The organism is Mycetocola reblochoni REB411, assembly GCF_900163835.1.
Classification (GTDB): Bacteria; Actinomycetota; Actinomycetes; order Actinomycetales; family Microbacteriaceae; genus Mycetocola_B; species Mycetocola_B reblochoni.
Window position 1 is genome coordinate 1 of the sequence record NZ_FUKR01000014.1, and the last position, 24,345, is coordinate 24,345.

Annotated in this window: 25 protein-coding genes; 13 read left to right on the plus strand and 12 right to left on the minus strand. The window is 72.1% G+C overall.

Annotation, left to right across the window (positions count from 1 at the left end):
* The first annotated feature begins 267 nt into the window (after window positions 1-267).
* The gene (gene glpX, locus FM119_RS02245) at window positions 268-1,200 is read left to right on the plus strand and encodes a class II fructose-bisphosphatase (protein ID WP_087136108.1); all 933 of its coding nucleotides are present in this window, start codon (window positions 268-270) and stop codon (window positions 1,198-1,200) included.
* Here glpX and FM119_RS02250 read toward each other — a convergent pair.
* A complete protein-coding gene (locus tag FM119_RS02250; RefSeq protein WP_087136074.1) occupies window positions 1,197-2,558 on the minus strand; it encodes a DNA recombination protein RmuC in 1,362 nt (453 codons plus the stop codon). The two genes, glpX and FM119_RS02250, sit on opposite strands and share 4 nt — an antisense overlap.
* A gap of 62 nt (window positions 2,559-2,620) precedes the next feature.
* Between FM119_RS02250 and FM119_RS02255 the strand changes: the two genes are divergently transcribed.
* From FM119_RS02255 to FM119_RS02265, 3 genes are all read left to right on the plus strand, one after another.
* The gene (locus tag FM119_RS02255) at window positions 2,621-3,586 is read left to right on the plus strand and encodes a DMT family transporter (protein ID WP_121657512.1); all 966 of its coding nucleotides are present in this window, start codon (window positions 2,621-2,623) and stop codon (window positions 3,584-3,586) included.
* Between the two features lie 6 nt (window positions 3,587-3,592).
* A complete protein-coding gene (gene ychF / locus FM119_RS02260) occupies window positions 3,593-4,666 on the plus strand; it encodes a redox-regulated ATPase YchF (protein WP_087136076.1) in 1,074 nt (357 codons plus the stop codon).
* A gap of 83 nt (window positions 4,667-4,749) precedes the next feature.
* Window positions 4,750-5,376, plus strand: coding sequence for a hypothetical protein (locus tag FM119_RS02265; RefSeq protein WP_087136077.1), 627 nt, complete (start codon window positions 4,750-4,752; stop codon window positions 5,374-5,376).
* A gap of 76 nt (window positions 5,377-5,452) precedes the next feature.
* Here FM119_RS02265 and FM119_RS02270 read toward each other — a convergent pair whose 3' ends face one another.
* Both FM119_RS02270 and FM119_RS02275 read right to left on the minus strand, forming a co-directional pair.
* Complete coding sequence (locus FM119_RS02270; RefSeq protein WP_087136078.1) at window positions 5,453-6,253, minus strand: class I SAM-dependent methyltransferase; 801 nt, start codon at window positions 6,251-6,253, stop codon at window positions 5,453-5,455.
* Window positions 6,234-6,935, minus strand: coding sequence for a TetR/AcrR family transcriptional regulator (locus FM119_RS02275; protein ID WP_087136079.1), 702 nt, complete (start codon window positions 6,933-6,935; stop codon window positions 6,234-6,236). Before FM119_RS02275 ends, FM119_RS02270 begins: the two co-directional genes overlap by 20 nt.
* Before the next feature lie 63 nt (window positions 6,936-6,998).
* Between FM119_RS02275 and FM119_RS02280 the strand changes: the two genes are divergently transcribed.
* The 3 genes from FM119_RS02280 to FM119_RS02290 all read left to right on the plus strand — a co-directional run bounded on the left by FM119_RS02280 (window position 6,999) and on the right by FM119_RS02290 (window position 8,675).
* On the plus strand, window positions 6,999-7,754 hold the full coding sequence (locus FM119_RS02280) for an SDR family oxidoreductase (RefSeq protein ID WP_087136080.1): 756 nt from the start codon (window positions 6,999-7,001) through the stop codon (window positions 7,752-7,754).
* A gap of 44 nt (window positions 7,755-7,798) precedes the next feature.
* The gene (locus tag FM119_RS02285) at window positions 7,799-8,131 is read left to right on the plus strand and encodes a nuclear transport factor 2 family protein (protein WP_087136081.1); all 333 of its coding nucleotides are present in this window, start codon (window positions 7,799-7,801) and stop codon (window positions 8,129-8,131) included.
* Between the two features lie 148 nt (window positions 8,132-8,279).
* Window positions 8,280-8,675 (plus strand): ACT domain-containing protein, encoded by a 396-nt coding sequence (locus tag FM119_RS02290; RefSeq protein WP_218778710.1) that lies wholly within the window; start codon window positions 8,280-8,282, stop codon window positions 8,673-8,675.
* Window positions 8,676-8,693: 18 nt separating this feature from the next.
* On the opposite strand, the gene FM119_RS02295 is transcribed toward FM119_RS02290, so the two are convergent.
* Window positions 8,694-10,007, minus strand: coding sequence for an FAD-binding oxidoreductase (locus FM119_RS02295; protein WP_087136083.1), 1,314 nt, complete (start codon window positions 10,005-10,007; stop codon window positions 8,694-8,696).
* Between the two features lie 221 nt (window positions 10,008-10,228).
* On the opposite strand from FM119_RS02295, the gene FM119_RS02300 reads away from it, so the two are divergent.
* Window positions 10,229-10,813 carry a DUF1349 domain-containing protein gene (locus tag FM119_RS02300; protein WP_087136084.1) on the plus strand — a complete coding sequence of 195 codons (585 nt, stop codon included), beginning with the start codon at window positions 10,229-10,231 and terminating at the stop codon, window positions 10,811-10,813.
* Window positions 10,814-10,879: 66 nt separating this feature from the next.
* Here FM119_RS02300 and FM119_RS02305 read toward each other — a convergent pair whose 3' ends face one another.
* The 3 genes from FM119_RS02305 to FM119_RS02315 all read right to left on the minus strand — a co-directional run bounded on the left by FM119_RS02305 (window position 10,880) and on the right by FM119_RS02315 (window position 13,629).
* Entirely contained in the window at window positions 10,880-11,638 is a 759-nt protein-coding gene (locus FM119_RS02305) for a fructosamine kinase family protein (protein WP_087136085.1), read from the minus strand.
* Between the two features lie 113 nt (window positions 11,639-11,751).
* Window positions 11,752-12,108 carry a TraR/DksA family transcriptional regulator gene (locus FM119_RS02310; protein WP_087136086.1) on the minus strand — a complete coding sequence of 119 codons (357 nt, stop codon included), beginning with the start codon at window positions 12,106-12,108 and terminating at the stop codon, window positions 11,752-11,754.
* 45 nt (window positions 12,109-12,153) lie between these two features.
* Entirely contained in the window at window positions 12,154-13,629 is a 1,476-nt protein-coding gene (locus FM119_RS02315; RefSeq protein ID WP_087136087.1) for a peptide MFS transporter, read from the minus strand.
* Window positions 13,630-13,908: 279 nt separating this feature from the next.
* Here FM119_RS02315 and FM119_RS02320 point away from each other — a divergent pair, with 279 nt between their 5' ends.
* Window positions 13,909-14,841 (plus strand): aldose 1-epimerase family protein, encoded by a 933-nt coding sequence (locus tag FM119_RS02320; protein WP_087136088.1) that lies wholly within the window; start codon window positions 13,909-13,911, stop codon window positions 14,839-14,841.
* A gap of 95 nt (window positions 14,842-14,936) precedes the next feature.
* Here FM119_RS02320 and FM119_RS02325 read toward each other — a convergent pair whose 3' ends face one another.
* Window positions 14,937-16,472, minus strand: coding sequence for an MFS transporter (locus FM119_RS02325; RefSeq protein ID WP_087136089.1), 1,536 nt, complete (start codon window positions 16,470-16,472; stop codon window positions 14,937-14,939).
* A 104-nt stretch (window positions 16,473-16,576) separates the two neighbouring features.
* On the opposite strand from FM119_RS02325, the gene FM119_RS02330 reads away from it, so the two are divergent.
* On the plus strand, window positions 16,577-17,134 hold the full coding sequence (locus tag FM119_RS02330; protein ID WP_245827203.1) for a hypothetical protein: 558 nt from the start codon (window positions 16,577-16,579) through the stop codon (window positions 17,132-17,134).
* A 161-nt stretch (window positions 17,135-17,295) separates the two neighbouring features.
* Here FM119_RS02330 and FM119_RS02335 read toward each other — a convergent pair whose 3' ends face one another.
* Window positions 17,296-18,078 carry an acetoin reductase gene (locus tag FM119_RS02335; RefSeq protein ID WP_087136090.1) on the minus strand — a complete coding sequence of 261 codons (783 nt, stop codon included), beginning with the start codon at window positions 18,076-18,078 and terminating at the stop codon, window positions 17,296-17,298.
* Between the two features lie 240 nt (window positions 18,079-18,318).
* On the opposite strand from FM119_RS02335, the gene FM119_RS02340 reads away from it, so the two are divergent.
* The 3 genes from FM119_RS02340 to FM119_RS02350 are packed head-to-tail and all read left to right on the plus strand — an operon-like array spanning window position 18,319 to window position 20,844.
* Entirely contained in the window at window positions 18,319-19,470 is a 1,152-nt protein-coding gene (locus tag FM119_RS02340; RefSeq protein ID WP_179205160.1) for a sigma-54-dependent transcriptional regulator family protein, read from the plus strand.
* 38 nt (window positions 19,471-19,508) lie between these two features.
* On the plus strand, window positions 19,509-19,781 hold the full coding sequence (locus tag FM119_RS02345) for a glutaredoxin family protein (RefSeq protein WP_087136092.1): 273 nt from the start codon (window positions 19,509-19,511) through the stop codon (window positions 19,779-19,781).
* 37 nt (window positions 19,782-19,818) lie between these two features.
* Window positions 19,819-20,844: a cation diffusion facilitator family transporter gene (locus FM119_RS02350; protein WP_087136093.1), complete on the plus strand. Its 1,026-nt coding sequence runs from the start codon at window positions 19,819-19,821 to the stop codon at window positions 20,842-20,844.
* Here FM119_RS02350 and FM119_RS02355 read toward each other — a convergent pair.
* From FM119_RS02355 to FM119_RS02365, 3 genes are all read right to left on the minus strand, one after another.
* The gene (locus FM119_RS02355) at window positions 20,831-21,706 is read right to left on the minus strand and encodes a phosphatase PAP2 family protein (RefSeq protein ID WP_087136094.1); all 876 of its coding nucleotides are present in this window, start codon (window positions 21,704-21,706) and stop codon (window positions 20,831-20,833) included. The two genes, FM119_RS02350 and FM119_RS02355, sit on opposite strands and share 14 nt — an antisense overlap.
* A 64-nt stretch (window positions 21,707-21,770) precedes the next feature.
* A complete protein-coding gene (locus tag FM119_RS02360) occupies window positions 21,771-22,541 on the minus strand; it encodes an NUDIX hydrolase (RefSeq protein ID WP_087136095.1) in 771 nt (256 codons plus the stop codon).
* Window positions 22,542-22,723: 182 nt separating this feature from the next.
* Window positions 22,724-24,337, minus strand: coding sequence for a solute symporter family protein (locus FM119_RS02365; RefSeq protein WP_218778711.1), 1,614 nt, complete (start codon window positions 24,335-24,337; stop codon window positions 22,724-22,726).
* Between the last annotated feature and the right edge of the window lie 8 nt (window positions 24,338-24,345).

Here is a 24,345-nt window from a genome sequence, read left to right on the forward strand (position 1 = left end):
CTCAGACGAGCGCTCGCGCGCTCCCCCCTGGTCCCCTGGATCATTCCCGTCGTCGTTCGAGCGTACGGCGATCGGTCGGGTCGACGCGTCGTCGGGTGTCGCACGACGTAACACTTCGCCACGGCGGCGGTGCTGTGCGGCGGGCTAGACTGAATCAGGGTCTGACGGCGCCCTCCACCGGGGAGCGGGCCACCCCGAGAGTCAAGGAACACTGTGATCAGTACTGATACCGCGACGCTGTCCCTGCGTCCCGACCGCAACCTGGCGATGGAGCTCGTGCGGGCGACCGAGGCCGCGGCGATCCGGGCCACCCCGTTCATCGGACGCGGTGACAAGAACGCCGCCGACGGCGCCGCGGTCGACGCGATGCGTGCCTTCCTCGGCACCGTCAACTTCGACGGCCTCGTCGTGATCGGTGAGGGCGAGAAGGACGCCGCCCCCATGCTCTACAACGGCGAGCACGTCGGCAACGGCCGGGGGCCCGCCTGCGACATCGCCGTCGACCCGATCGACGGAACGAGCCTGACGGCCGCCGGACGCCAGGACGCCCTGTCCGTCATCGCCGCCTCCGACAGGGGCAGCATGTTCGACCCCTCGGCCGTGTTCTACATGAACAAGCTCGTCTGCGGTCCCGAGGGCGAGGGGGTCGTCGATATCTCGCGTCCCATCGGTGACAACATCCGGGCGCTGGCGAAGGCGAAGGGCAAGGAGATCGAGGCGATGCGCATCGCCGTCCTCGACCGCCCCCGTCACGCGCAGCTCATCGAGGAGATCCGCGCCGCGGGTGCGGGGACGCGGCTGCTGCTCGACGGCGACGTTGCCGGCGGCATCAACGCGGCCCGCTACGACTCGCGCATCGACATGTGCGTCGGGATCGGCGGCACGCCCGAGGGCATCATCACGGCGTGCGCGGTGAAGGCGCTCGGCGGTGTCATCCAGGGCGTGCTCTCGCCGAAGGACGACCAGGAGCGCGACAAGGCGATCGCCGCCGGCCACGACCTGGACCGTGTCCTGCACGCGGGCGACCTGGTCAAGGGCGACAACACCTACTTCGTGGCCACGGGCGTCACCCACGGCGAGCTCGTCGACGGAGTCCAGCGCAACGGGCACCTGATCCGCACAGAGAGCATCGTGCTCCGCTCGAAGTCGGGCACGATCCGCCGCGTGGTCGGCGACCACCTGGTCGAGAAGTGGCTCTAGCGCCCGAACCGCGCTGAGGCCTCGCCGACGCCCTCCCCTCGGGGAGGGCGTCGCTGTTTCTCTGGGCGTGCGTCCGTGTCCATGCTCCCCGCGTCGTCGAACTCCGCGGCGGACAGCCGACGGACGGGGTCGACCACGGTGGAAGGCTCCGCGATGAGCGCGCTCTGGTCGACGCCGGGGAACCTGCGTGCGGTCACGAGCACGCGCGACTCCAGCGAGGAGGCGAAGGCGTTGTAGTTCTTGACGGTCGACTCGATGGAGCGCCGCAGCGCGTCCGCATGGCCGGCGAGGACGCCGAGGCGCTGGTACAGCGTGTTGCCGAGCTCGAACAGGGTGTGCGCCTCCTCCGACACCGCCTGCTGCTGCCAGGTGACGGCGACCGTCTTGAGGACGGCCCAGAGGTTGACCGGCGAGGCCAGCGCCACTCGCCGCCCGAAGGCGTAGTCGAGCAGGGACGGGTCCGCGTCGAGCGCGGCCGACAGCAGCGACTCGCTGGGCACGAAGGCGATGACGAACTCGGGGCTGGAGTCCAGGCCCGTCCAGTAGCGCTTCTTCGCCAGCGCGTCGACGTGCGCCCTGACGGCCTTCACGTGCGCGGCCAGCAGCGCCTCGCGCCTGGCGGCCTCCGCACCGGTCGCCGTGGCGGGGATGGCGCTCGCCTCCAGGTAGCGGTCCAGCGGGACCTTCGCGTCGACCGCGATCGAGTTGCCGCCGGGGAGGGAGACGACCATGTCGGGTCGCGCGGCGCCGTGCTCCGAGGTCATGCTCTGCTGGGTCGAGAAGTCGACGTGGGGCAGCAGCCCCGCCAGCTCCACCACCCGGCGCAGCTGCGTCTCGCCCCAGACGCCCCTGGTCGTGGTGGAGCGCAGCGCCCCGGCGAGAGACTCGGTCGTGCTGCGCAGCCGCTCGTCCGTGCTCCGGGCCTCGGCGAGCTGGGCGCTGATCTGACCGAACTGCTCCTGCCGCTGCGACTCCATAGACTCGACCCGCTGCTGCATCCGGCCGAGCGACTCGCGCACGGGCGCCAGCGCCTCGAGCACCGCGCTCTCCTGCTGCTGCCGTTCGGCGCGCTCGCGCTGCTCCGCCCTGTGCTCGGCGAGGATCTGGGCGCTGCGCTCGCGCTCGGCCCTGAGCTGGTCGCCCGTGGCATCGGCGATGGCCTCAGCCCTGGCCAGCTCGGCCCCGAGCCGGGACAGCTCCGCCCTGGCCTCGTCGCGCTCGCCGAGCAGGCGCTCCCGCTCCGCGGTGTCGCCCGCCGCGGGAGCGGGTGCCCAGGCGCGGCGGGCCAGCACGCAGCCGAGCGCGCCGACGGAGATCCCGGCGAGGAACACGAGCACGGTCACGAGAGCGGAGTCCATGCCGCCACTGTGCCCGACACCACCGACACCGACGCGGCCGCCGTCGGGCCTACGATGGGGGAGTGCGCACGGGAAAGAACTACGTCTTCCTCGTGCTGGCCAACCTGTTCTGGGCGGGCAACTTCCTCTTCGGTGCGGTCGTCGTCGCCGAGACCAGCCCGCTGCTGCTGACGTTCCTGCGCTGGCTGTTCGCGCTCGTGCCGATCGTGCTGCTCGCCTGCGTGCTCGACCGCCCGGGCCGGGCCGACTGGGCCCTGGCCCTGCGCGAGTGGCCGGCCCACCTGGTGCAGGCCGCGCTCGGGCTCATCGGCTTCTGCCTGTTCACCTACCTCGCCCTGCAGCACACCACGGCGGTCAACGCCGCGCTCATCAGCGCGGTCAACCCCGTGCTCATCGCCGCGACCGCCGCGCTGCTGTTCCGCGAGCGACCCGGACGCCACCTTGCCGTCGGACTGCTCGTGTCGTTGCTCGGCACCGTGCTCCTGGTGACCAGGGGAGACCCCGCCGCCTTCGTGACCGGGGGCGGCGACCACCTGGGCGAGCTCGCCATGATCGCGGCCGTCGCCTGCTGGGCGCTCTACACGGTCCGCGGCCGCCGCCTGGCGACGCCGCCGGTGACCGCGAGCGCCGTGCAGACGCTGATCGCCGTCGTCCTGCTCGCCCCGTTCGCGCTGCCGCAGCTCGGCGGCCTCGTGCTGAGCCCCGCCGGCTGGACGGGGCTGGCCTACATCAGCCTGTTCCCGAGCGTGCTCTCGCTCGTGCTGTGGAACGTCGCCGTGCGTGCCCTCGGCGCGGGGCGCAGCGGCATCTACCTCAACCTGCTGCCCGTGTTCACCGTCGTGATCGGCGTCGTCATCGGGATCGGGGTGGAGCCGGTGCAGCTCGTCGGCGGTGCCGTGGTCCTCCTCGGCGTCTGGCTGAGCGGACGGCGACCGCGGGCGAGCGGTGTGCCGGGAACGGCCGACCGGCCCGGAGCGGCGGGAAGCCCGGACGGCGGTCGGCCCGACGCCCCCGGCCCGGTACGATAGAGCCTCGTGGCTCTTACTATCGGAATCGTCGGACTCCCCAACGTCGGCAAGTCGACCCTCTTCAACGCCCTGACCAAGAACCAGGTGCTCGCGGCGAACTACCCGTTCGCCACCATCGAGCCCAACGTCGGCGTCGTCAACCTGCCCGACGCGCGCCTGGCGACGCTCGCAGAGATCTTCGGCAGCGAGAAGATCCTGCCCGCCGCGGTGTCCTTCGTCGACATCGCCGGCATCGTGCGCGGCGCGAGCGAGGGCGAGGGGCTGGGCAACAAGTTCCTGGCCAACATCCGCGAGGCGGACGCCATCGCCCAGGTCGTCCGCGGCTTCGAGGACGGCGACGTGGTGCACGTCGACGGCGCGGTCGACCCGGCCGCCGACATGGCCACCATCAACACCGAGCTGATCCTCGCCGACCTCGAGACCATCGACCGGGCCCTTCCCCGCTACGAGAAGGAGGTCAAGGGCAAGCGCATGGACAAGGCGATCCTCGACGCCGCGCTCGAGGCGAAGGCGATCCTCGACGAGGGCGTGCCGCTATCCGCTCGCAGCATCGACCTGGAGCCGATCCGCGAGCTCGGCCTGCTGACGGCGAAGCCGTTCATCTACGTGTTCAACGTCGACGAGTCGGTGCTCGGCGACCAAGCCAGGCTGGACGAGCTGGCCGCCCTGGTCGCGCCCGCGCAGGCGATCTTCCTCGACGCGAAGGTCGAGTCGGAGCTCATCGACCTGGACCCGGAGGACGCGGCGGAGCTGCTCGCCTCCACCGGCCAGACCGAGTCGGGCCTCGACCAGCTGGCCCGCATCGGCTTCGCCACGCTCGGCCTGCAGACCTACCTGACGGCCGGCCCGAAGGAGACCCGCGCCTGGACGATCCCGCAGGGCGCGAAGGCCCCGCAGGCCGCCGGCGTCATCCACACCGACTTCGAGCGCGGCTTCATCAAGGCCGAGGTCATCTCCTTCGACGACCTGGTCGCGACCGGCTCCGTCGCCGAGGCTCGCGCCAAGGGCAAGGCCCGCATGGAGGGCAAGGACTACGTCATGCAGGACGGCGACGTGGTGGAGTTCCGCTTCAACGTGTAACCCTGACAGCGCGCTCACGCCCCCGGCGACCGCATCCCGCACACGCCTCACGCAGGGGCGGCGCGGGCAGCTAGGCTCGCGGCATGCTTCTCCCCGTCGATCTGCCCTCGCTCGACTCCATTCGCCACCGGTGGGCGATCACCGCAGCCGTCTACGCGCTGGACAGTCTCGACATCGACAACCGGGTCAGAGCCGAGGGTCCGCTGTGGTTGTACGACGACCACGGCGGCAGCTGGGCGACGCTGATCCGTGTGCCCTCGGGCGATGCCGTCCTGGTCGGGAACGATCGGGACCACTCGACGCCCGTCGAGCTGCCCGTGCTTCTCGAGGGAATGCCCGGCTGGGTGGGGGACGCCCTGCGTGCCCAGGGGCTCAGTCAGCTCGGCTTCGTCTACGCCCACATCGACGGCCGCTGGTGGCTCGCGCCGTACAGCACCGAGGACGGCTTCTCCCGCCTCCGTGTCCCCGCCGTGGGCGACGCGGAGCTGTCCGACTACATCTCCGATCACGTCGGCATCGGCTTCGCGGACGAGTACGCCGACGAGGACGATACGACCGACTACGGCGCCGTCGATCCGGCCGCTCTCGCCGCGGCGGTCGAGGCGGGACCAGGCGTCACCAGGGAGCAGCTGCTGGCGCTCGTCCGGTTCCCCCAGCTGGATCTCGACCGCGGGGTGGCCGCGGCGGCCCGGTTCGGGACGGAACACTGACGCGCGGGGGTGTGGGGCGTCCGCGCGCGGTGCGGTAAGCCCACGGCGCGGCTGATCGTTCCCGCCCCGGAGGCGTTCACCGTTGCCCTCGATCGCCTCGTCCGCCTCGTCCGCCACGGTCGCCCCGATCACCGCGCATCGCCGTGAGGCTGCCGTGCGGGCGTGCCCCGGGGTCGGTGCGCCGCTCGGTGGACACCACGGTGAAGCCGGCCCGCTCGACGCGCGCGCTCAGCTCGGGGACGGGCCAGGCGTAGGCGGTCGTCACCGCGTGGTCGATGGCTGCACCCACGGGCGCCTCGACGAAGCCGATCGCGAGCCCGCCGCCCGGCCGGAGTGCGCGGGCGAACTCGCGGAGTACGTCGTCGATCCGCTCCGGCCGGATGTGGATGAGGGAGTACCACGCGAGGACACCGCCGAGCGCCCCGTCGGCGACGGCGAGGGATTCGGCGTGCCCGAGCCGGTACCTCATCCCCGGGTGGAGCCGTCGAGCGGCGGCGACGAACTCGGGCGTCGGGTCGATCCCTGCGGCCTCGACGCCGTGCTCGGCGAGGAACGCCGTCCACTGGCCCGGGCCGCAGCCGACGTCGAGGACCGGGCCGTGTACCGCCCGTGCCCACTCCAGGACGCGGCGTCGGTCCGTCGCGGCGGCGGCCTCGATGCCGCCGAAGCGCTCGGTGTACTCGGCGGCGCGGGCGCCGTACGCCTCGCGCGCCCTGACCGTGTCCTCGGATGCGGCCGGTGCCGGAGCGGCGCCCCTGTCCTCGTGCGCACCGTGCACGCGTGCGCCGTCGAGGCGGGCCCCGTCCTCGTGTACCCCGTCGGCGGCAGCGCCGCGGTGTCCGCGCGACGGGTCCCGGTCAGCTCGTGCGTCGGGCATCGTTCAGTGCTGTGAGCCACTCGACGAGCAGCTGGGTCTGGGTCGGGCCGAGGACCGAGGGGTTCGCGGCGGCCAGCTCGATCGTCGCGGCGACGGCGGCGTTCCGCTCGGTCACCGGCCCCGTCCCCGTGCCGGTGATGGCGGCGATGGCTCCCTCCCTGACGGCGGCGGAGAGCTCGGGGTCCGGCGCGGCGAGGACGATCTGCCGCAGCGTCACGCCGATGTTGGTGACGAGGATGTGGGCGGCGGCCTGCTCGGACGGGACGACGAGGCGGTGCTGCTCGGCCGCGCGCGCGGTCAGTCCGCGGAGGATCTCGCTCGGCCGCGCCTGGGCCGCGGGGGAGTGTCCCGGCTGCACGGTCCCGTACATGAGCGTGTAGAAGCCGGGGTGTGCCAGGCCGAAGGCGACGTGCGCGTCCCACCCGGCGCGGATGTCCTGGACGGGGTCGCCGCTGGACTCCATCGCGGACTTCTCGCCGAGGTACAGGTCGAAGCCGCGCTCGACGACCGCGTCGACGAGGCCCTGCTTGGAGCCGAAGAAGTGGTACAGCGTCGGCATCTTCACGCCGACGGCATCGCACACCGCACGGAGCGAGAAGTCCTCCCCGGGGGAGGCCGCGATCAGCTCCGCGGCGGCGGCTATCAACCGATCTCGTGTAGCGCCTTCGGGCTGGACTGTCATAGTGCTACAGTATCGAATGTATCAGCGTTACAACAACGCATATCAACGACATGGAGGCAGCTCATGACCGAGCACACGCTCAACGGAAAGAACGTCCTCATCGCCGGGGGAGCCAAGAACCTCGGCGGACTCATCGCCCGGCAGGCCGCCCAGGGCGGCGCCAACGTGGCGATCCACTACAACTCGGCCTCCAGCAGGGCCGACGCCGAGCAGACCCTCGCCGCGGTCGAGGCGGCCGGCTCGCGCGGCGTCGTCCTCAGCGGCGACCTCACGGCCCCCGCGGCCGTCGCCCGACTCTTCGCCGACGCCGAACAGGCCCTCGGGACCATCGATGTCGCCGTCAACACGGTCGGCAAGGTGCTGCGCACGCCCATCGTCGACACGAGCGAGGAGGAGTACGACCAGATGTTCGACGTGAACGCCAAGGCCGCGTTCTTCTTCATCCAGGAGGCGGGCAGGCACCTCGCCGACGGGGGCAAGATCATCACCATCGTGACCTCGCTGCTCGCGGCGTTCACCGACGGCTATGCCACCTACGCCGGTGGCAAGGCGCCCGTCGAGCACTTCACCCGCGCGGCCGCCAAGGAGTTCGCCTGGCGTGGCATCTCCGTGACCGCCGTGGCCCCCGGCCCGATGGACACGCCGTTCTTCTACGGGCAGGAGACGCCGGAGCGCGTCGCCTTCCACCGTTCCCAGGCAATGGGCGACCAGCTCACCAAGATCGAGGACATCGCGCCGATCGTGCGCTTCCTCGCCACCGACGGCTGGTGGATCACCGGCCAGACGATCTTCGCCAACGGCGGCTACACCACCCGCTAGCCCCAACCGACCACCGCATCGATCCTGCACAGGAGGACACGACCATGAGCACGACACCCGAGATCCCCGAGCCCGTCCGCACGGTCGTCGCCGACGTCAACGCGCACGACACCACGGCCTTCCTCGACGCCTTCACCCCCGACGGCGTCGTCGACGACTGGGGCCGCGAGTTCGCCGGCCGCGACGCGATCGCTGCGTGGAGCGACCACGAGTTCATCGGCTCGCACGGAACGCTGACCGTCGAGGAGGTCACGGTCGACGACGACACCGTCACCGTGACCGGCGACTGGCGCTCCACCCACGCCAACGGCCGGTCGCGCTTCGCCTTCGTCGTCGACGGCGACCGCATCGCCCGGATGACGATCCGCGAGGGCTGAGCTCCTCGACGGCGCGCGGCCGTCGGATGCGGATGCAAACCGGGCGGCGGAGGGTGGGACGAGCCGGGCGGCGCCATGATGGATACCTGATGTCGACCGCACCCGCCGGCCGCACGACCGTCACGGAGGACCCCGAATGACCGAGGCGATGACCGAGTTGTCCGAGATGCTTCGACGGCTCGACGTGACGGTGCGTCCCTCGCGCTACGTCTTCGCCGAGACCCCACACGGTGGCGGCGGGGCGATCGCGTCTGCCGAGGCCGTCGTCGTCGAGGAGGAGTCCACCACCCTGGTGCTCACGGAGCACGCCGCCGCCGCCCACGGTCTCGACTCCGGTCCCCGGTTCTCGTGGCTGACCCTCACGGTGCACTCGTCGCTTGAGGCCGTGGGGCTCACCGCCGCGTTCTCGACCGCGCTCGCCGTCGAGGGCATCAGCTGCAATGTGCTCGCCGGCCACCGCCACGACCACCTGCTCGTGCCGGTCGCCGACGCGGACAGGGCCGTCGCGGTGCTCCGCGGCCTGTCCGCCCCCGGCGGCCGCTGATCGTTGCCCTCCCGTCGCTCAGGCGCGGCCGATGACGTGGGAGAACACGTCCGTCGGGTCGTACTCCGCCTTGACGGCCGCGAGGCGCTGCGCCGTCGCCGCGGGGAAGCAGCGTCGTGCGTCGGCGGCGTCAGCCGTGTCGAGGAAGTTCGCGTAGGCCCCGATGCCACAGGCCGCGATCTCCCGCCAGCCGGGGAGTCGTTCGTCCTCCGTGACCGCGTCGGTGTCATCGTCCAGCATGCGGGTCACCACGAGCATCGACTGCGCGTCCCGGAAGGCGAACGCCGTCGCGTCCGGCTCCACACGGGCGAACGCCCCGCCGAGCGCCCTGAACGACAGCATCAGCTCGCCGGTCTCCACGGCGGTGCGGAGGGCGGAGAGCTCCCGCTCGCCGAGTCGGCCGAGCAGGACGTTGCGCTGCGCGGCGCTCGGGACGGGGAGCTCCGCGTCGACGAGAACCTCGGCGTACGGCCGCGCAGAGACGTCGGAGCCGAGCAGGGAGCCCACCTGCAGCAGGGGCGCGAGCAGAGCCTCCGCCTCACCGTCGTCGTCTACATCCACGGCACACAGCTGGAGCATGGCCAGGGGCGGCTGCTCTCCCATCGCCGGGAGGAGCGAGAGGACGCTCGTCAGCCTCTCATCGGCGTCGCACTGGGCGTCCTGCCAGGCGCGGACGATCCGGATCGCCTCGTCCGGGTCCGGCAGGGCGAACGTCACCGTGCCGAACCGGACCCGGTCGACGGGGTGCGCGACGAAGTCGAAGCGGGTCACGACGCCGAAGCCGCCGCCCCCGCCGCGCAATGCCCAGAACAGCTCGGGTCGCCGCGACTCCGAGGTCTCGACGAGCTCGCCCTCCGCCGTGACCAGCTGAGCCCCGACCAGGCTGTCGATCGCCAGGCCGAAGCGGCGCACCATCCAGCCGATGCCGCCGCCGAGCGTGAGACCCCCGACGCCGACGCTCGCGGTGTCGCCAGCGGTCAGAGCCAGGCCGAGCGCACCCAGACGACGGGCGACCGGACCCCAGGTGGCGCCGCCGCCGATCCGGACGAGCGTCGAATCGCCGTCGCGCTCGACGGTGTCCAGTGCACGCATGTCGATGAGCAGCCCCTCGCCCGCACGGGTCAGGCCCGCCATGCTGTGCCCGCCGCCCCTGACGGTGACCGGGAGGCTCTCGCTCACGGCCCGGCGGACCGCGTCGGCCACCTGCTCGACGGTCTGAGGGACGGCCACGAGAGCCGGGGTGCCGGCGCCGACGGCCGTGAGGACGGCATCGTCGTAACCGGGGTCGCCGGGGCGGAGGTAGCGGGGTGCGATGCTGTTCAGTTCGGACATCGCGGAACCAATCCGGTCAGGGGGTGCTCCGCTCCGGAGCCGGCCGCCCCCGTGGCCAAGGACAACGTTACGCTCCCCGTGCCGATGACCATCCCGCCCCGCCGCCGAGCACGGGGAGCGTCGGGCCTCGAGGAGTCCGAACCGCCCGGGTGAGGCAGCACCGCGCGCGGCGCCCGGCGGTCCCGTTTGCGTCGGCGACGGCGCGCGGGCAAAGATGGGGCATGGCCTCGACGACGATCCCCTGGAACTCGGGAAGCTGGACACACGCCCCCGCCTCTGCTGTCGAGCGGGAGGGCAGTTTGCTCGTCACCGCCGTCGCCGGCAGCGACGCGTGGCGGACAACCTCCTACGGTTTCGTCAACGACAGCGAGCACGCACTCCTCGCCCCGTTCCCCGACGGCACGGCGGTCGAGGTGGAGTTCTCCGCCGACTTCGCCGAGCAGTTCGACCAGGCGGGCGTCTTCGTCCGCGTGAGTGCGACGCACTGGCTGAAGGCCGGCGTCGAGTTCTCCGACGGCGCGCCCCAGCTCGGAGCGGTGGTGACCGACGGGATGTCGGACTGGTCGCTCGCACCCGTGCCCGAGTGGGCGGGGCGACGGGTGCTCGTCAGGGTCAGCCGTTCGGGTAACGCGCTCACGGTCCGCGCCGGGCTCGCGGGTGGGCAGCCGCGCCTGGTCAGGGTCGTGCCCTTCGACGTCGGCCATCGTGCCGCCGCGGGGCCGTACGTGTGTGCACCGACACGGGCCGGGCTCGTCGTCCCGCTGCACGCCTGGCGGAGCACAGCCGCCGACGAGACGCTGCACTGACGGCGACGGGTCCCCGCCGCCGCGGCAGGGGCGGGTCAGAAGCGGGGTGGTCCGCCGCGGCTCGGGTCAGCCCGAGGTGTAGTGTCGCGCGATACCGGCGGCGTGGTCCCGGTAGGAGCCTCCGAAGACGACCGCGTGCATGAGGACCATCGACAGCTGGTGCAGCTCGACCCTGTCGCGCCACCCGGGGGCGAGCGGCTGCACCCGCTCGTAGCCGGCGACGATCCGGTCGAGGTGCGGCGTTCCGAACAGTGCGAGGGCGGCGAGGTCGGTCTCCCTGTGGCCGACGTGCGCGGACGGGTCGATGAGCACGACGCCGAGCGGAGACCAGAGCAGGTTCCCCGACCAGAGGTCGCCGTGCAGGCGCGCGGGGGTGTCGTCGGTGTCGAAGTCGCCCCGCTCGAGTCGCCCGCACAGCCGCTCCAGCGCGTCCAGGCCGGAGCCGCGGATGCCGCTGTCCGCGAGCAGCGGCCTGACGCGGTCCTCCGCGTACATCCGGCCCCACCGTTCGTGTGCTCGCACGGGCAGCTCGAGCAGATGCTCGTTCGGTCCCTGGTATCCGGGGCCGGTCCAGCCCGCCGGGCCCTCGCCCCAGCGCGCACCCTCGATGCGGTGGGTGATCGCCAGCTGACCGCCGAACGCGGTCGCGTCGGCCGGGTTCGGGCTTGCCGTCTCGATGCGCTCCTCGGTGAGTCCCGAGTCGTCGCGGCCCAGCACCCTGACGACCGTGGCACCGCCCGCCGCGCTCTGGGCGGCCAGCCAGCGCAGCCCGGCCTCCTCCCACTGGGCGGGGCGTCCGACGGTCTGCTTGGTGAAGGTGTGCATACGGCGGCAACCCTACGCCTCGGCGTCCGCGACGGCCAACAGCCGGCGGGTCCGTCAGGGGCGCGAGGGGCACCGGGCTGAGTCGCGTGCGGGGGCCCGTGACGGCGCGCGGCTCAGCCGTGCGCGGCCCGGCTGGCGCAGTCGACGCACATCGTCGCCTCCGGCCTGACCTCGAGCCTGGCGGCGGGGATCGGCCGACCGCACACTCGGCAGAGCGCACCCGCACCCGTGGCGACGCGTTCGACCGCGTCGTCGATCGCCCGGAGCTCGTCGACCGCCGAGGCCCGCAGCCCCTCCAGCCTCGACCACTCCGCCGAGAGCGGTGCGCCCTCCGGGTCGTGTTCGTCGTCGTCGCTCTCCGCACCGCGAGCGCCCCTGAGCGCGTCCAACTGACGCTCGAGCCGCGCCAGGCGATCCCGCGCGGACGTCCGCCGCTCGACGAGGCGCTGCTCGCGTGAGTCACCCGTCATCGTCCGCCCCTCGTCCTGCCCGCTGCCATCAGCCTACGCGCGGCGTCAGCGCACCCCGCGCATCATCCGCAGGATGGGCGTGCGCAGCAGGAACAGCGTCACACCGACGGCGATCGATGCCAGCCCGACGAGCAGGAAGTACGGCATCTCGTTCCGTGTGTCGTACAGCCCCGACAGCGTTCCCGCGGCGGCGGAGCCGAGAGCGATGGACAGGAAGTACAGCGCCACCATCTGCGAGTGGAAGGCATCGGGCGACAACTTGGTCGCCAGCGACTGGCCGACGGGGGACAGGCACAGTTCCGCCATCGTGAACAGGAACAGGATGAGCACGATCGCCAGGAACGGCACCGAGCCGTCCGCGCCCCCGCTGAACGGGATGAACGCGAGGAAGGCGATGCCCATGATGACCGTCCCCATCGCGAACTTCACCGGCGCCGACGGCTGTCGAGCCCCGAGCCGGGTCCACAGCGCGGCGAAGACCCCGGCGAAGACGATGATGAACACGGGGTTGATCGAGGTGACCACGCTCGGCGGGAGCTCCACGCCGAACACGGTGCGGTTGAGGCGCTGGTCGGCGTAGATCGCCAGCACGGTGAACTGCTGCTGGAACAGCGTCCAGAACACGGCTGAGGCGACGAAGAGGGGGATGAACGAGAGCACCCTGCTCCGCTCGTCGGCGGTGATGCGGCTGCTGGAACCGATCACGCTGAACAGGCTGACGGCGGCGATCACCGTCAGTGCGACGACGACGGTCGAGAGGTTCTCCGCCCGCAGCCACCCCGCGACGACGGAGATCCCGATCACCACGAGCGCCGCGACGACGACGGTCAGCCAGATCCGGCGCTCCCTCGGGCTCAGCGGGTTGGGGGCGGTGCGGTTGCTGGGCGAGGCGGTGTGACGGCGCAGCGCCAGGTACTGGACGAGTCCGAGCGCCATCCCGATCGCGGCGAGGCCGAAGCCCCAGTGGAATCCCTGCCACGTCCAGATCGCGCTGGTCAGCAGCGGACCGATCAGGCCGCCGATGTTGACGCCCATGTAGTAGATCGAGAAGGCGGCGTCACGCCGGGCGTCGCCACGATCGTAGAGGTCGCCGAGCACGGTCGAGGTGGTGGTCTTCAGCGACCCGGCGCCCAGAGCGACGCACACCAGCCCGACGGCGAGGCCGACGCCTCCGGGGAACACGGCGAGGGCGATGTGGCCGAGCATGATGACCACGGCGGAGGTCAGCAGGGTGCGCTCCGCACCGAGCACCCGGTCGGCGATCCAGCCTCCGAGCACGCTCGAGAGGTACACCAGCCCGCCGTAGGCGCCGACGATCGAGGTCGCCGCCGCCTCGGACATGCCGAGCCCTCCGTCGGTGACCGAGTAGTAGATGTAGAACGCCAAGAGCCCCTGCATGCCGTAGAAGCTGAAGCGCTCCCACATCTCGATGCCGGCGAGGTTCGCCAGCCCCCAGGGGTGGCCGAAGAAGCCTCCGCGGGATCGGTGCTGCCCGGTGCTGGTGTCGGGGGTCGCTGACACGGTTCTCCTCGCTGACGCGGCTCCAGCCGCGATCTCGTCGTTCGTCCCCTCGGGGACCCGGTCGGGGAGGGACGCTACCACTGCCGCTGCTGCGGTTCCAGGCGAGGGCAGCCCCGGCGCGGCGCCGGAACCGGTCGCCGGTCCCGGTGCCCCGGTCCCGGCCCGGTGGTGGCGACGGAGTCACGCTGGACCGGTCGGAGCCCGCTGTGGTAGCCATGGAGCGGAACGGTTTCCCGGGCCACAGATCCCACCGCACCCCTGCAGCAGAGAGGCGCAGAGATGACAGGTACCCCGCTGTCGGGACGGCAGTACGACATCGAGTCGGGGCCGTACACCGCGACGATCGCGTCCGTCGGAGCCTCCGTGCGCCGGCTGGGCTACGGCGGTAGGGAGCTGGTGCGCTCCTTCGCGGCCGAGCAGGTGCGACCGGCGTTCAGCGGTGCCCTGCTCGCGCCCTGGCCGAACCGCGTGGTCGACGGCCGCTACACGTGGGACGGCTCCGAGCAGCAGCTCGGCCTCACCGAGCCGGACCGGGGGCACGCGCTGCACGGCCTGGTCGCGTGGCTCGACTTCGGGCTGCGCGAGTTCACCGGCGACGGCGTCGTCCTGCAGGCCGTGATCGAGCCGCAGCAGGGGTACCCGCACCGGATCGCCGCCGTGGTGCGCTACCGCCTCGACGACGAGGGGCTGCACACCGAGCTGGAGCTGGAGAACACCGGCCCCTCGGCCGCGCCGGTCGGCTGGGGTGCGCACCCCTACCTGGTCGCCCCCGGCCGGCACGTCGACGACTGGGTGCTCGAGCTGCCCGCGTCCCACGTCCAGGACGTGTCGGCCGGCCGGCTGATCCCCGGTGAGCTCGTCGCGGTCGAGGACCATCCGGCCGGGCTCGACTTCCGTGGCGGGCGGGTCGTCGCCTCCACGCGCATCGACCACGCCTACACCGGGCTGGCCCCGGACGCGGACGGACGGTTCGTCGTCGTCGTCCGCGCCCGGGACGGACGCGGGGCGCGGGTCGTGTGGGACGAGCGCTCGCCCTGGGTCCAGGTGCACACCGCCGACCTGGCCGACTCCGCGCTCAGCAGGACGGCGCTCGCCGTCGAGCCGATGAGCTGCCCGCCGGGTGCCTTCGGATCGGGGACCGACGTCGTCCGGCTGGAGGCGGGGGAGCGGGTCGACGCGTCCTGGCTGATCCAGGCGGTCGGCGGGGCCTGAGCGGGCGATCTGCGGCGCAGACCCGGGTCGCCCGCGCGTCGGGGACGGTGCCGGCCGATGCGTCGGGCACCGGCCGGCCACACGGGGCGTCCGGGTCAGCGGCCCTGTTCGGGGAAGGGCAGGCTCTCGACGTCGAGCTCGTCGTTCTCGTCCTGGGTGGCGACCAGCGCGTGCGCCTCCTCCGGCGTCTCGACGGAGGGCATGGAGCCCGGCAGCGGGCGCCGGGCGGACTCCGTCATGAAGAACACCGCGATCAGGCCGGCCACCGAGGTGCCGATGAGGTAGAACGCCGGCGAGATGTCGTTGCCCGTCGCCTGGACGATGGCCTCGAGGATCAGCGGCGCGGTGCCGCCGAAGAGTGCGACGGCGACGTTGTAGGACAGGCCCATCGCCCCGTAGCGGCTGGCGGTGGGGAACAGCGCCGGCAGCGATGACGCCAGGTTGCCGATGTAGAAGATAACGGGGATCGCCAGCAGGGACAGCCCCAGAAGCGTCGACCAGATCGGCCCGAGGGTCAGCAGGAGGAACGCGGGGATCGCGAGCACGATGGTGCTGATCGCGCCGAAGGTCAGGACCCGGCGCCGGCTGAAGCGGTCGGACAGTTTGCCGGACAGCGGGATGCACAGCGCCATTCCGACGAGCACGGGCAACGTCAGGAGCGTGCCGTGGATCTCGTCGTAGTGCAGGGTCCCGGTCAGGTAGGTCGGCATGTACGTCGTCAGCGCGTAGCTGGCGGTGTTCGCCGCGGCGACGAGGACGATCGCGATCAGCAGCTCCTTCCAGTACAGCCGCACGAGGCCGATGACGCCCTGGGGCGCCCCGTCGCTCGACCGGTCGTCCGTGGAGTCCTGCGCCTCCTGGAGCTCCTGCGCGGCCTGGAACGCGGGGGTGTCCTCGATCTTCATCCGGAAGTAGATCGCGATCAGGCCCAGCGGCGCGGCGAGCAGGAACGGCAGCCGCCAGGCCCAGCCCTCCATGGCGTCCGGACCGACCCAGAGCTGCAGCACCGAGACGACGGCCGCTCCGAAGGCGAAGCCGAAGAAGCTGCCCATGTCGAGCAGGCTGGCGTAGAAGCCGCGCCGCCGGTCGGGGGCGTACTCGGTGATGAACGTCGTCGCCCCGGCGTACTCTCCTCCGGTGGAGAAGCCCTGGACGAGCTTGAGCAGGATGAGCAGGATCGGGGCCCACGCGCCGATCGTGGCGAAGCCGGGCAGGACGCCGATGAGCACGGTCGATGCCGCCATCATGATCAGGGTGAAGGCGAGGACCTTCTGCCTGCCCATCCGGTCGCCGAGCTGGCCGAGGATGATCCCCCCGAGGGGGCGGGCGAGGAAGGTCACGGCGAACACGCCGAGCGAGAACAGGTTGCGCACACCGTCGTCGGCGTCGGACAGGAAGACGCGGCCCATGATGACGGCGAGGTAGCCGTAGATGCCGATGTCGTACCACTCCATCAGGTTGCCGACGACCGTGCCGGCGACGGCCTTGCGGAGCATCGGCTTGTCGACGACCGTGACGTCGTCGACCCTGAGCCGTCGCGTGCGCGGGCCGAGGCCGAGCCGTGAGCGGAGCGCGGAGAGGAACGGCCGGACGCCGCCGGGACGGGGAGGGGTTTCTGTGCTGTTGTTCATGGCGTGTGCCGCGACGGCGCCTTCCGTGCTCGTGAGGGGGAACGTAGCGACATTACGCTCAACCCGTGGTCCGCGCGAGCCGCTCCGCGCGCTACCGTTGAACGGTGATCGAACAGTCGCCGGATGCGAGCGGAACGACGGCAGAGCGGGGCCGCCGCCGTCCGCATCGTCGTCCCCTCGACGTCGAGGACAGTGCGAGTCGGATCACCGCCTATGTGTACGGCAACATCGTCGTCCTGGCGACCCTGTTCCCGCTGAGCCGTGCCGAGGCCGAGGAGGGGCGCAGCTTCGCCGTCGTGCTCGGGGTGTCGTTCGCGACCTTCCTCGCCCATGCCTTCGCCGAGTCGGCCGGTCGCAGGGCGCGCAGGAGCGATCGTCTGGGCTGGCCGGAGATCCGGGCGGAGCTGCGTGACTCCGCGCCCGTCCTGACCTCGGGCCTGCTGCCGGCCGCTGTGCTCGGCCTGGCCTGGCTGACCGGCGTGCCCGGGCTCGCCGCCCAGCTGGTCGCCGAGGGCTACGTGATCGTGCGACTGGCGTTGACCGGCGTCATCATCCAGCGGCTCCGCGGCGAGGCGAGCTCGCTCCGCACCGTCCTGGCCGGCGTGAGCCTCGCGGCGGTCGCGGCGGCGGTGTCGGTCGTCAAGGTGCTCATCGCCCACTGAGCCGCGGAGCCGGAGCGGTGTGGGGCGATCCCGCCCGGGAGCGGTCCGGCGCGCGGGCGACTCGCGCGTCCCTCGTGACGAACACCGGGGCGGCCAGCGCACCGCACATGCACTGACCGCCCCGGAACCTGCCGGGCGACGCCGTCGCCCGTGACCTCGCCCTAGTTGTAGAGCATCCCGCCGTCGACGAGCAGGACCTGACCGGTCACGTACTGCGCGCGGTCGGAGGCGAAGAAGCTGACGACTCCGGCGACGTCCTCGGGCGTCTCGATGCGGCCGAGGGCGATGCTGTCGACGTTCTCCTTGAGGTTCTGGCCGAGGGGCTTGCCGTTGATCTTGCTCAGCTCGCTGTCGATGAGCTCCCACATGCCGGTGCCGACGATGCCGGGGCCGTAGGCGTTGACCGTGATGCCGTTGGGAGCGAGCTCCTGCGCGGCGACCTGGGTCAGGCCGCGGACGGCGAACTTCGACGCCGAGTACGCGCCGAGGATCGGGAAGCCCTTGATGGCGGCGATCGACGCGGCGGAGATGATGCGGCCCTTCACGCTGCGGCGGATGAAGGACTCGCTCGCGGCCTGGATGCCGAAGACGACCGAGTTGACGTTGATCTGGAAGATCTTGTTGAGGTCCTCCTCGGTGATGTCCGAGATGGGCTTCACCTGGGCGATGCCGGCGTTGTTGACGATGACGTCGAACCCGCCGAGCTGCTCCTCCGCGGCGGCGACGGCCGCGGTGATGTCGGCCTTCTTGGACACGTCTGCGCTGACGAAGATGGCACGACGGCCGAGCGCCTCGATCTCGGCGACGACGCCGAGACCCTTCTCGCGCTGGAACTCCAGATCGGCGACGACGATGTCGTGTCCGTCCGCGGCCAGGGCGAGGGCGATGCCGCGTCCGATTCCCTGTCCGGCTCCGGTGACGAGTGCGACCTTGGGTGTGGTCATGGCGAGAACTCCTTTGATTCCTTGCGGGCGGCGTGGGGTCTGCCGCATCGGACCCAGCCTAGGCTCGGTCCCCCCGGCGTGCGAGTGCCCCCGGCGGAGTGATGCATGCTTCCGCGGAAAGTCGGCCGGGACCGGGCGTTCGCAACCTTCTGCAACCCTCCCTCGCGGGCTAGACTGGTGGGCGGCCCGCGCGCGCGTCGTACGCGTCCCTCTCTCGGGTTCGCGGGCAGGAGGAGGCTCATGACGATCACGGTCCCGTCGGCCGCCGCACCCCCGCGGCGCCGGCAGCTGATCGAGCAGTCGTGGGACCGCATGCGTCGCCAGGGCATCCGGCCGGACCGGCGCGTGCCCTCGATCACCGCCGACGGCGCGGACGAGGCCAGGCGCGGCGCGAGCGAGCTGCTGTCGCTCGTGCCGATGATGAACCGTCACCTCGGCGTTCTCACCGACGACGAGGTCCTCGTCTTCGTCCTCGCCGATGAGGGGGGTCGCGTGGTGCACCGTGAGTCGTCCGGCACCCTGAGGGACAATGCCGACCGGCTGGGGTTCGCCGTGGGGGCCGGCTGGGGGGAGCGCCAGGTCGGCACGAACGCGATCGGGACCGCACTGGTGAGCCGCCAGGCGGTGCAGATCCACGCCAGGGAGCACTTCCTGATGAACCAGTACGGCTGGTCGTGTGCCGCCGTTCCGATCCGCGACCCCCGCACGAGCGGCCTCATGGGCGTTGTCGACGTGTCCGTCGCCGCGGAGCAGGCGCATCCCGCCACGCTCAGCCTCGCCTCGCTGCTCGCGCACGCCGCGCACCTGGAGCTGCGCGAACGGCACCGCCGCGACCTGGACGTGCTTCGCCAGTCGTCGTGGGCGCACCCGGCGACGAGCGGGGGCGAGTGGCTCGTCGTCGACGAGAACGGCTGGATCGCGGACGCCGCGGTCCCCGGGACGCTGCGCCGGGTGCGGCTGCCCGCGGAGCCGACGGGCGGCGCCCTGCTTGTGCCCGGCGTCGGCGACGTCGAGGCGATCCCGGTGAGGGGCGGCTGGATCCTGCGCCCCGAGGACGGGCAGGCGGGCCAGACCGCGGAGATCCGTCTCCGTCTGCAGACCGGCGAGGGCGGGGCGGCCGTGCTGCTGGAGTCGGCGACCGCCAGGCACCGGGTCGAGCTGTCCTCGCGCCACGCGCAGCTGCTCGGGCTGATCATGACCTCCGCCACCGGGGCGAGCGCGCGCGAGCTGTCGGAGCAGGTCTACGGCTCCGCCGAGCACGCGGTCGCGGTGCGCGCCGAGATCTCGCGACTGCGGCGCCTGCTCGGCGACCTCATCGTCGCGGGCCCCTACCGGCTGGCGCCGGGCGTGGTCGGCCAGGTCGACGTGCCGCTCGGCGCGGGCACGCGCTGACCACCTCCGTGGCGTCGCCGCGGGGCTACGCTGTTCCCATGACCGACTCCGCATCCCCTGCCATCACCCTTTACGGCGCCGACTGGTGCCGCGACTGCCTGCGCTCGAAGGCCCTCCTCGACGGGCTCGGCGTCGCCTACGAGTACGTCGACCTCGTCGCCGACGAGTCCGCGGCGTCGCGGGCCCAGGCGATCAGCGGCCGGACCAACATCCCGGTCGTCGTCTTCCCCGACGACACGCACCAGGTCGAGCCGAGCGACAGGGAGCTCTCGGCGAAGCTCGCCGAGCTCGGCCTCGTCGAGAGCGCCTAACCGCGCCCCCGGGGGCGTCGCGGCGACGGGCGGACGGATGCGCGGCACGCGGGAGGAGACGGCCGGTCCCCCCGGCCGTCCGGGAGCGGCGAGCGGGCACACCGAGCGCAGGCGTTCCGGCGGCACGACCACGGTGGTCGTCGCCTTCGCCGCCAACGTCGCCGTCGCCATCGCCAAGTCGTTCGTTGCCGCCCTGACCGGCTCGGCCTCCCTCGTCGCCGAGGCGGCGCACTCCTGGGCGGACGCGGGGAACGAGGTGTTCCTCCTGGTCGCCGAGCGCAAGGGCTCCCGCCGCCGCGACGCGCGCCACCCGCTGGGGTACGGCAGGGAGAGCTACGTCTGGTCGATGTTCGCGGCGATCGGTGTGTTCACCGCCGGCTCGGTCGTGTCGATCATGCACGGCATCTCCCAGCTGGGTGCCGCGGAGACCGACGTCGACTACACCGCGGGGTACATCGTCCTCGGCATCGCGGCGCTGCTCGAGGGCACCTCCTTCGTCCAGGCGCTCGCACAGGCACGGGGGCAGGGGAGGGCGAGGGGCCTGCACCCGCTCCGCCTCATCGCCCGCACCTCGAACCCGACGCTCAGGGCCGTGTTCATCGAGGACGGCTCGGCGCTGCTGGGGCTCCTGATCGCCGCGGGCGCGATGCTCGCCCACGAGCTCACGGGGCAGGCCGTGTTCGACGCGGTCGGCTCGATCGTGATCGGCGTGCTGCTGGCGGTGGTGGCGCTGTTCCTGATCTCACGCAACCGCGACTTCCTCGTCGGGCAGTCGCCGTCCATCCGGGAGCGTCAGCGGCTGCTGGACATGCTCAGGCGGCAGGACGAGGTCGAGAGGGTGACGTACCTCCACGTGGAGTACGTGGGTCCGGAGCGGGTGTTCCTCGTCGCGGCGATCGACATCAGGGGGAACGAGGTCGAGTCGTCGGTGGCGCTCAGCCTCCGCGGGCTCGAGCGGCGCCTGGAGCTCTCTCCGCTGATCGAGGAGGCGGTTCTCACGCTGGCCACGCCGGGCGAGGAATCGCTGGTGCGGGTGCGCCCCCTCGACGTCACCGACCGCTGAGCACGGGGTCCTGCGCGGACGCGACGTCCGGCCGCGCGCGCGGAGGGGTCCGCGGTGTGCGCCAGGGGACGAAGGTGACCAGGAACCCTGCCGCGGCCACGGACACGGCCAGCAGCTGGCACGACAGCAGGAGCAACGACGCCTGGTACTCCTGGCCCCCGCGGTAGACGAGGAACAGCACGAGCGCGAGCACGGCGGCGACGGCCACGACCGCCTGCAGCGCGACGCGCAGTACCCTGTCCGCCGCGGTGACGGTGCGGTCTGCTGCGGTGTCGGGCCAGAGAGCTCCGGCGATCGCGGCGGCCGTCACGACGATGAGGATGCCACCGATCACATCGCTCAGGCGGTGCCAGCCGTACCCGATCAGCTGCGCGCAGACGGCCGCGGTGAAGGGCACGGCCACCAGCAGCACGAGGCGGCGGCCGAGCGGCGGGAGCACCGTCGCGAGCGCGAACCACAGCGACACCACGGCGATCGTGTGCCCGCTGGGGAAGGAGTTGTCGGCGCTGACGCTGGAGATGTCCGGCCGGTCCAGCAGGCCGTGCTTGAGCAGCTGCCCCGCGAGCGTCGAGACGCCGACGATGACGATCGCGCGTGCGGCGAGGCCGGGCCGGCGGCGGAGCAGCGCGATGACGACGGCGAGGATGCTGACGGCCGCGATGGTCGGGATGCTGACCAGGTTCAGCAGTCCGAACCAGGTGCCGGGGTAGTCGGCCGCGGTCAGCGCGGTGTCCTCCCAGCGCTGCCCGCTCTCCGAGGTGACGGCGACGATGAAGACGACCGTGACCGCGACCGCGCTGAGGACGCCGAGGACGATCCTCGGCGCGCGGGGAGCTCGGGGGCTGACGGGGGTGGCGCGCATAGCTCCATGGTAGGAAACCCGGCTGGGAGCACGGCGGATCCCGTGCCGTGTTCTTTGTCGATTCTTAGCTTCCCGACGGTCGCGGCCCCTGGCCCTCCGAGAGCGGACCGTCGTCGGCCATCCGCACGTCGCGTCTGGTCCTGTACAGCCGAGCCGGGCGGTGACGGCCGCCGGTGCGGTACTGCTCCGTCGCCTCGATCACGCCGGAGGCCTCCACGTGCCTGCGGAAGTTCGCCGGGTCGAGCGGGCTGCCGAGGATCGACTCGTAGACCGAGCGGAGCTCCGCGAGGGTGAACAGCTCGCCCACGAGCGCGTGGGCGACCTGGCTGTACTCGAGCTTCGACCTCAGCCGCCAGAGCGCGTAGGCGACGATCCTGTCGTGGTCGAAGGCGAGCCCCGTGAGCGCGTCGGCGGGGACCCAGCGCACGTTCTCGCGCTCCGCGGTCCGCACCGCCTCGTCCGGGCCGACGAGCGCCCAGTACACGATCGACACGACGCGGTCGTCGGGGGAGCGGTCGATCGCGCCGAAGGCGTAGAGCTGCTCCAGGTACCTCGGGCTGAGGCCCGTCGTCGCGGCCAGCGTCCGCGCGGCCGAGCTGGCGAGGTCCTCGTCGGGCAGGAGCGGACCGCCCGGCAGCGCCCACAGGCCCTTGAACGGCTCGCGGATGCGGCGCACCAGGGGGATCCACAGCCGGGGGGCCTCGCCGGCCTCCGCTCGGTGGAGGGTGAAGATGACCGTGGAGACGGCGAGCTGCACCGTGGCGCTGTCGCCGGTGCGCGGGGTCCTGCCGGCGCCGCTCGTGTCGGTGCCGGGGCGGGGGGAGGTGCTGGTCATCTGCTCGCTTTCGTGCGGGGGCTGCCGCACCCCTCGGAGAGATCGAGCCTAGCGGCGCCCCGCGACGAGCGGGTGCGCACGGACGGCGGGGTGCCGGATCGTCGTCCGACGACCCCGCACCCCGCCGCCGCCCGCGCCGCCCGGCGCTCACGTCTCACGGCTCGGCGGTCACTCCCTGCCGGTCAGTGGTCGCTGGCCTTCTCCGCGCCGTGCCCGGTCAGCGACCGGACCTGCATCTCCGCGGCGAGAGCCGGGTCCTCCGCCCGCCGGGAGCTCAGGCTCCCGAGGATCCCGAGCAGGAAGCCGAGGGGGATCGACACGATGCCGGGGTTCGACAACGGGAACCAGGCGACGTCGGCATCGGGGAACATCGACGTCTCCGCGCCCGACACGACCGGGGAGAACACGATGAGCACCAGGGCCGAGCCGAGGCCGCCGTACATGCTCCACAGCGCACCCCGCGTCGTGAAGCGCCGCCAGTACAGCGAGTACAGGATCGTCGGCAGGTTGGCGCTCGCCGCGACGGCGAAGGCCAGGGCGACGAGGAACGCCACGTTCTGCCCCTGGACGCCGATGCCGCCGACGATCGCCAGCACACCGATGACGACGACGGTGATCCGCGCGACCCTCACCTCTCCGTCCGGGTCGACCCTGCCCCTGCGGATCACGTTCGCGTACACGTCGTGGGCGAAGGAGGCCGCCGCGGTGATGGTCAGGCCGGCGACCACGGCGAGGATCGTCGCGAAGGCCACCGCCGCGATGATGCCGAGCAGAACCGGGCCGCCCAGCTCGAAGGCGAGGATGGGCGCGGCCGAGTTGACCCCTCCGGGGGAACTGAGGATCTGCTCCCGCGGGATCAGCCACGCGGCCCCGTAGCCGAGGACGAGGGTGAACAGGTAGAACACGCCGATCAGCCAGATGGCCCACACCACGCTCCGGCGTGCCTCCTTCGCCGTCGGAACGGTGTAGAAGCGCATGAGCACGTGGGGCAGTCCCGCCGTCCCGAGCACGAGGGCGAGGGCGAGCGAGACGAAGTCGAGCCTGCTCGCCTCGCTGACGCCGTACTGGTTGCCGGGGGCGAGCAGCTCCGCCCCGCCCGCCTCCGCCGCCCTGGCGAACAGCTCGGAGAGGTTGAACCCGTTCAGCGCGAGCACCCACACGGTCATGACCCCTGCCCCGGCGATGAGCAGGCACGCCTTGATGATCTGCACCCAGGTGGTGCCCTTCATCCCCCCGATGAGGACGTACACGATCATGAGTGCCCCGACGATGCTGATGACCAGGGACTGCCCGAGCCGGTCGTTGATGCCGAGCAGCAGGGACACGAGCCCGCCGGCGCCGGCCATCTGGGCCAGCAGGTAGAAGAAGCAGACCGCGAGCGTGCCCGTCGCCGCCGCCATCCGGACCGGTCGCTGGGCCAGCCGGAAGCTGAGGACGTCGGCCATGGTGAACTTGCCGGTGTTGCGCAGCAGCTCGGCGACCAGCAGCAGGGCCACCAGCCACGCCACGAGGAACCCGACGGAGTACAGGAACCCGTCGTACCCGTTGATCGCGATCGCCCCGACGATGCCGAGGAAGGACGCCGCCGACAGGTAGTCGCCGGCGATGGCGGTCCCGTTCTGGCCCCCGGTGAAGGAGCGCCCGGCCGCGTAGTAGTCGGCCGCCGACCGGTTGTTCCTGCTCGCCCGCAGCACGATCACCAGGGTGATGGCGACGAAGCCGCCGAAGATGGCGATGTTGAGCCACGGCTCGCCGACGTTCGCCGCGTCGCCGGAGCCGGTTCCGGCTGCGGTCACGGCCGCGG

What these genes read in the sequence shown, in the direction of transcription:
- FM119_RS02265 (WP_087136077.1), top strand. Translation starts at nt 4,750, where the DNA reads ATGCTTCTCCCCGTCGATCTGCCCTCGCTCGACTCCATTCGCCACCGG.
- FM119_RS02335 (WP_087136090.1), bottom strand. Translation starts at nt 18,078, where the DNA reads ATGACCACACCCAAGGTCGCACTCGTCACCGGAGCCGGACAGGGAATC.
- FM119_RS02355 (WP_087136094.1), bottom strand. Translation starts at nt 21,706, where the DNA reads ATGCGCGCCACCCCCGTCAGCCCCCGAGCTCCCCGCGCGCCGAGGATC.
- FM119_RS02345 (WP_087136092.1), top strand. Translation starts at nt 19,509, where the DNA reads ATGACCGACTCCGCATCCCCTGCCATCACCCTTTACGGCGCCGACTGG.
- FM119_RS02270 (WP_087136078.1), bottom strand. Translation starts at nt 6,253, where the DNA reads ATGCCCGACGCACGAGCTGACCGGGACCCGTCGCGCGGACACCGCGGC.
- FM119_RS02295 (WP_087136083.1), bottom strand. Translation starts at nt 10,007, where the DNA reads ATGTCCGAACTGAACAGCATCGCACCCCGCTACCTCCGCCCCGGCGAC.
- FM119_RS02350 (WP_087136093.1), top strand. Translation starts at nt 19,819, where the DNA reads ATGCGCGGCACGCGGGAGGAGACGGCCGGTCCCCCCGGCCGTCCGGGA.
- FM119_RS02340 (WP_179205160.1), top strand. Translation starts at nt 18,319, where the DNA reads ATGACGATCACGGTCCCGTCGGCCGCCGCACCCCCGCGGCGCCGGCAG.
- glpX (WP_087136108.1), top strand. Translation starts at nt 268, where the DNA reads ATGGAGCTCGTGCGGGCGACCGAGGCCGCGGCGATCCGGGCCACCCCG.
- FM119_RS02305 (WP_087136085.1), bottom strand. Translation starts at nt 11,638, where the DNA reads ATGCACACCTTCACCAAGCAGACCGTCGGACGCCCCGCCCAGTGGGAG.
- FM119_RS02275 (WP_087136079.1), bottom strand. Translation starts at nt 6,935, where the DNA reads ATGACAGTCCAGCCCGAAGGCGCTACACGAGATCGGTTGATAGCCGCC.
- FM119_RS02325 (WP_087136089.1), bottom strand. Translation starts at nt 16,472, where the DNA reads ATGAACAACAGCACAGAAACCCCTCCCCGTCCCGGCGGCGTCCGGCCG.
- FM119_RS02250 (WP_087136074.1), bottom strand. Translation starts at nt 2,558, where the DNA reads ATGGACTCCGCTCTCGTGACCGTGCTCGTGTTCCTCGCCGGGATCTCC.
- FM119_RS02290 (WP_218778710.1), top strand. Translation starts at nt 8,280, where the DNA reads ATGACCGAGTTGTCCGAGATGCTTCGACGGCTCGACGTGACGGTGCGT.
- FM119_RS02300 (WP_087136084.1), top strand. Translation starts at nt 10,229, where the DNA reads ATGGCCTCGACGACGATCCCCTGGAACTCGGGAAGCTGGACACACGCC.
- FM119_RS02310 (WP_087136086.1), bottom strand. Translation starts at nt 12,108, where the DNA reads ATGACGGGTGACTCACGCGAGCAGCGCCTCGTCGAGCGGCGGACGTCC.
- FM119_RS02320 (WP_087136088.1), top strand. Translation starts at nt 13,909, where the DNA reads ATGACAGGTACCCCGCTGTCGGGACGGCAGTACGACATCGAGTCGGGG.
- FM119_RS02360 (WP_087136095.1), bottom strand. Translation starts at nt 22,541, where the DNA reads ATGACCAGCACCTCCCCCCGCCCCGGCACCGACACGAGCGGCGCCGGC.
- FM119_RS02280 (WP_087136080.1), top strand. Translation starts at nt 6,999, where the DNA reads ATGACCGAGCACACGCTCAACGGAAAGAACGTCCTCATCGCCGGGGGA.
- FM119_RS02285 (WP_087136081.1), top strand. Translation starts at nt 7,799, where the DNA reads ATGAGCACGACACCCGAGATCCCCGAGCCCGTCCGCACGGTCGTCGCC.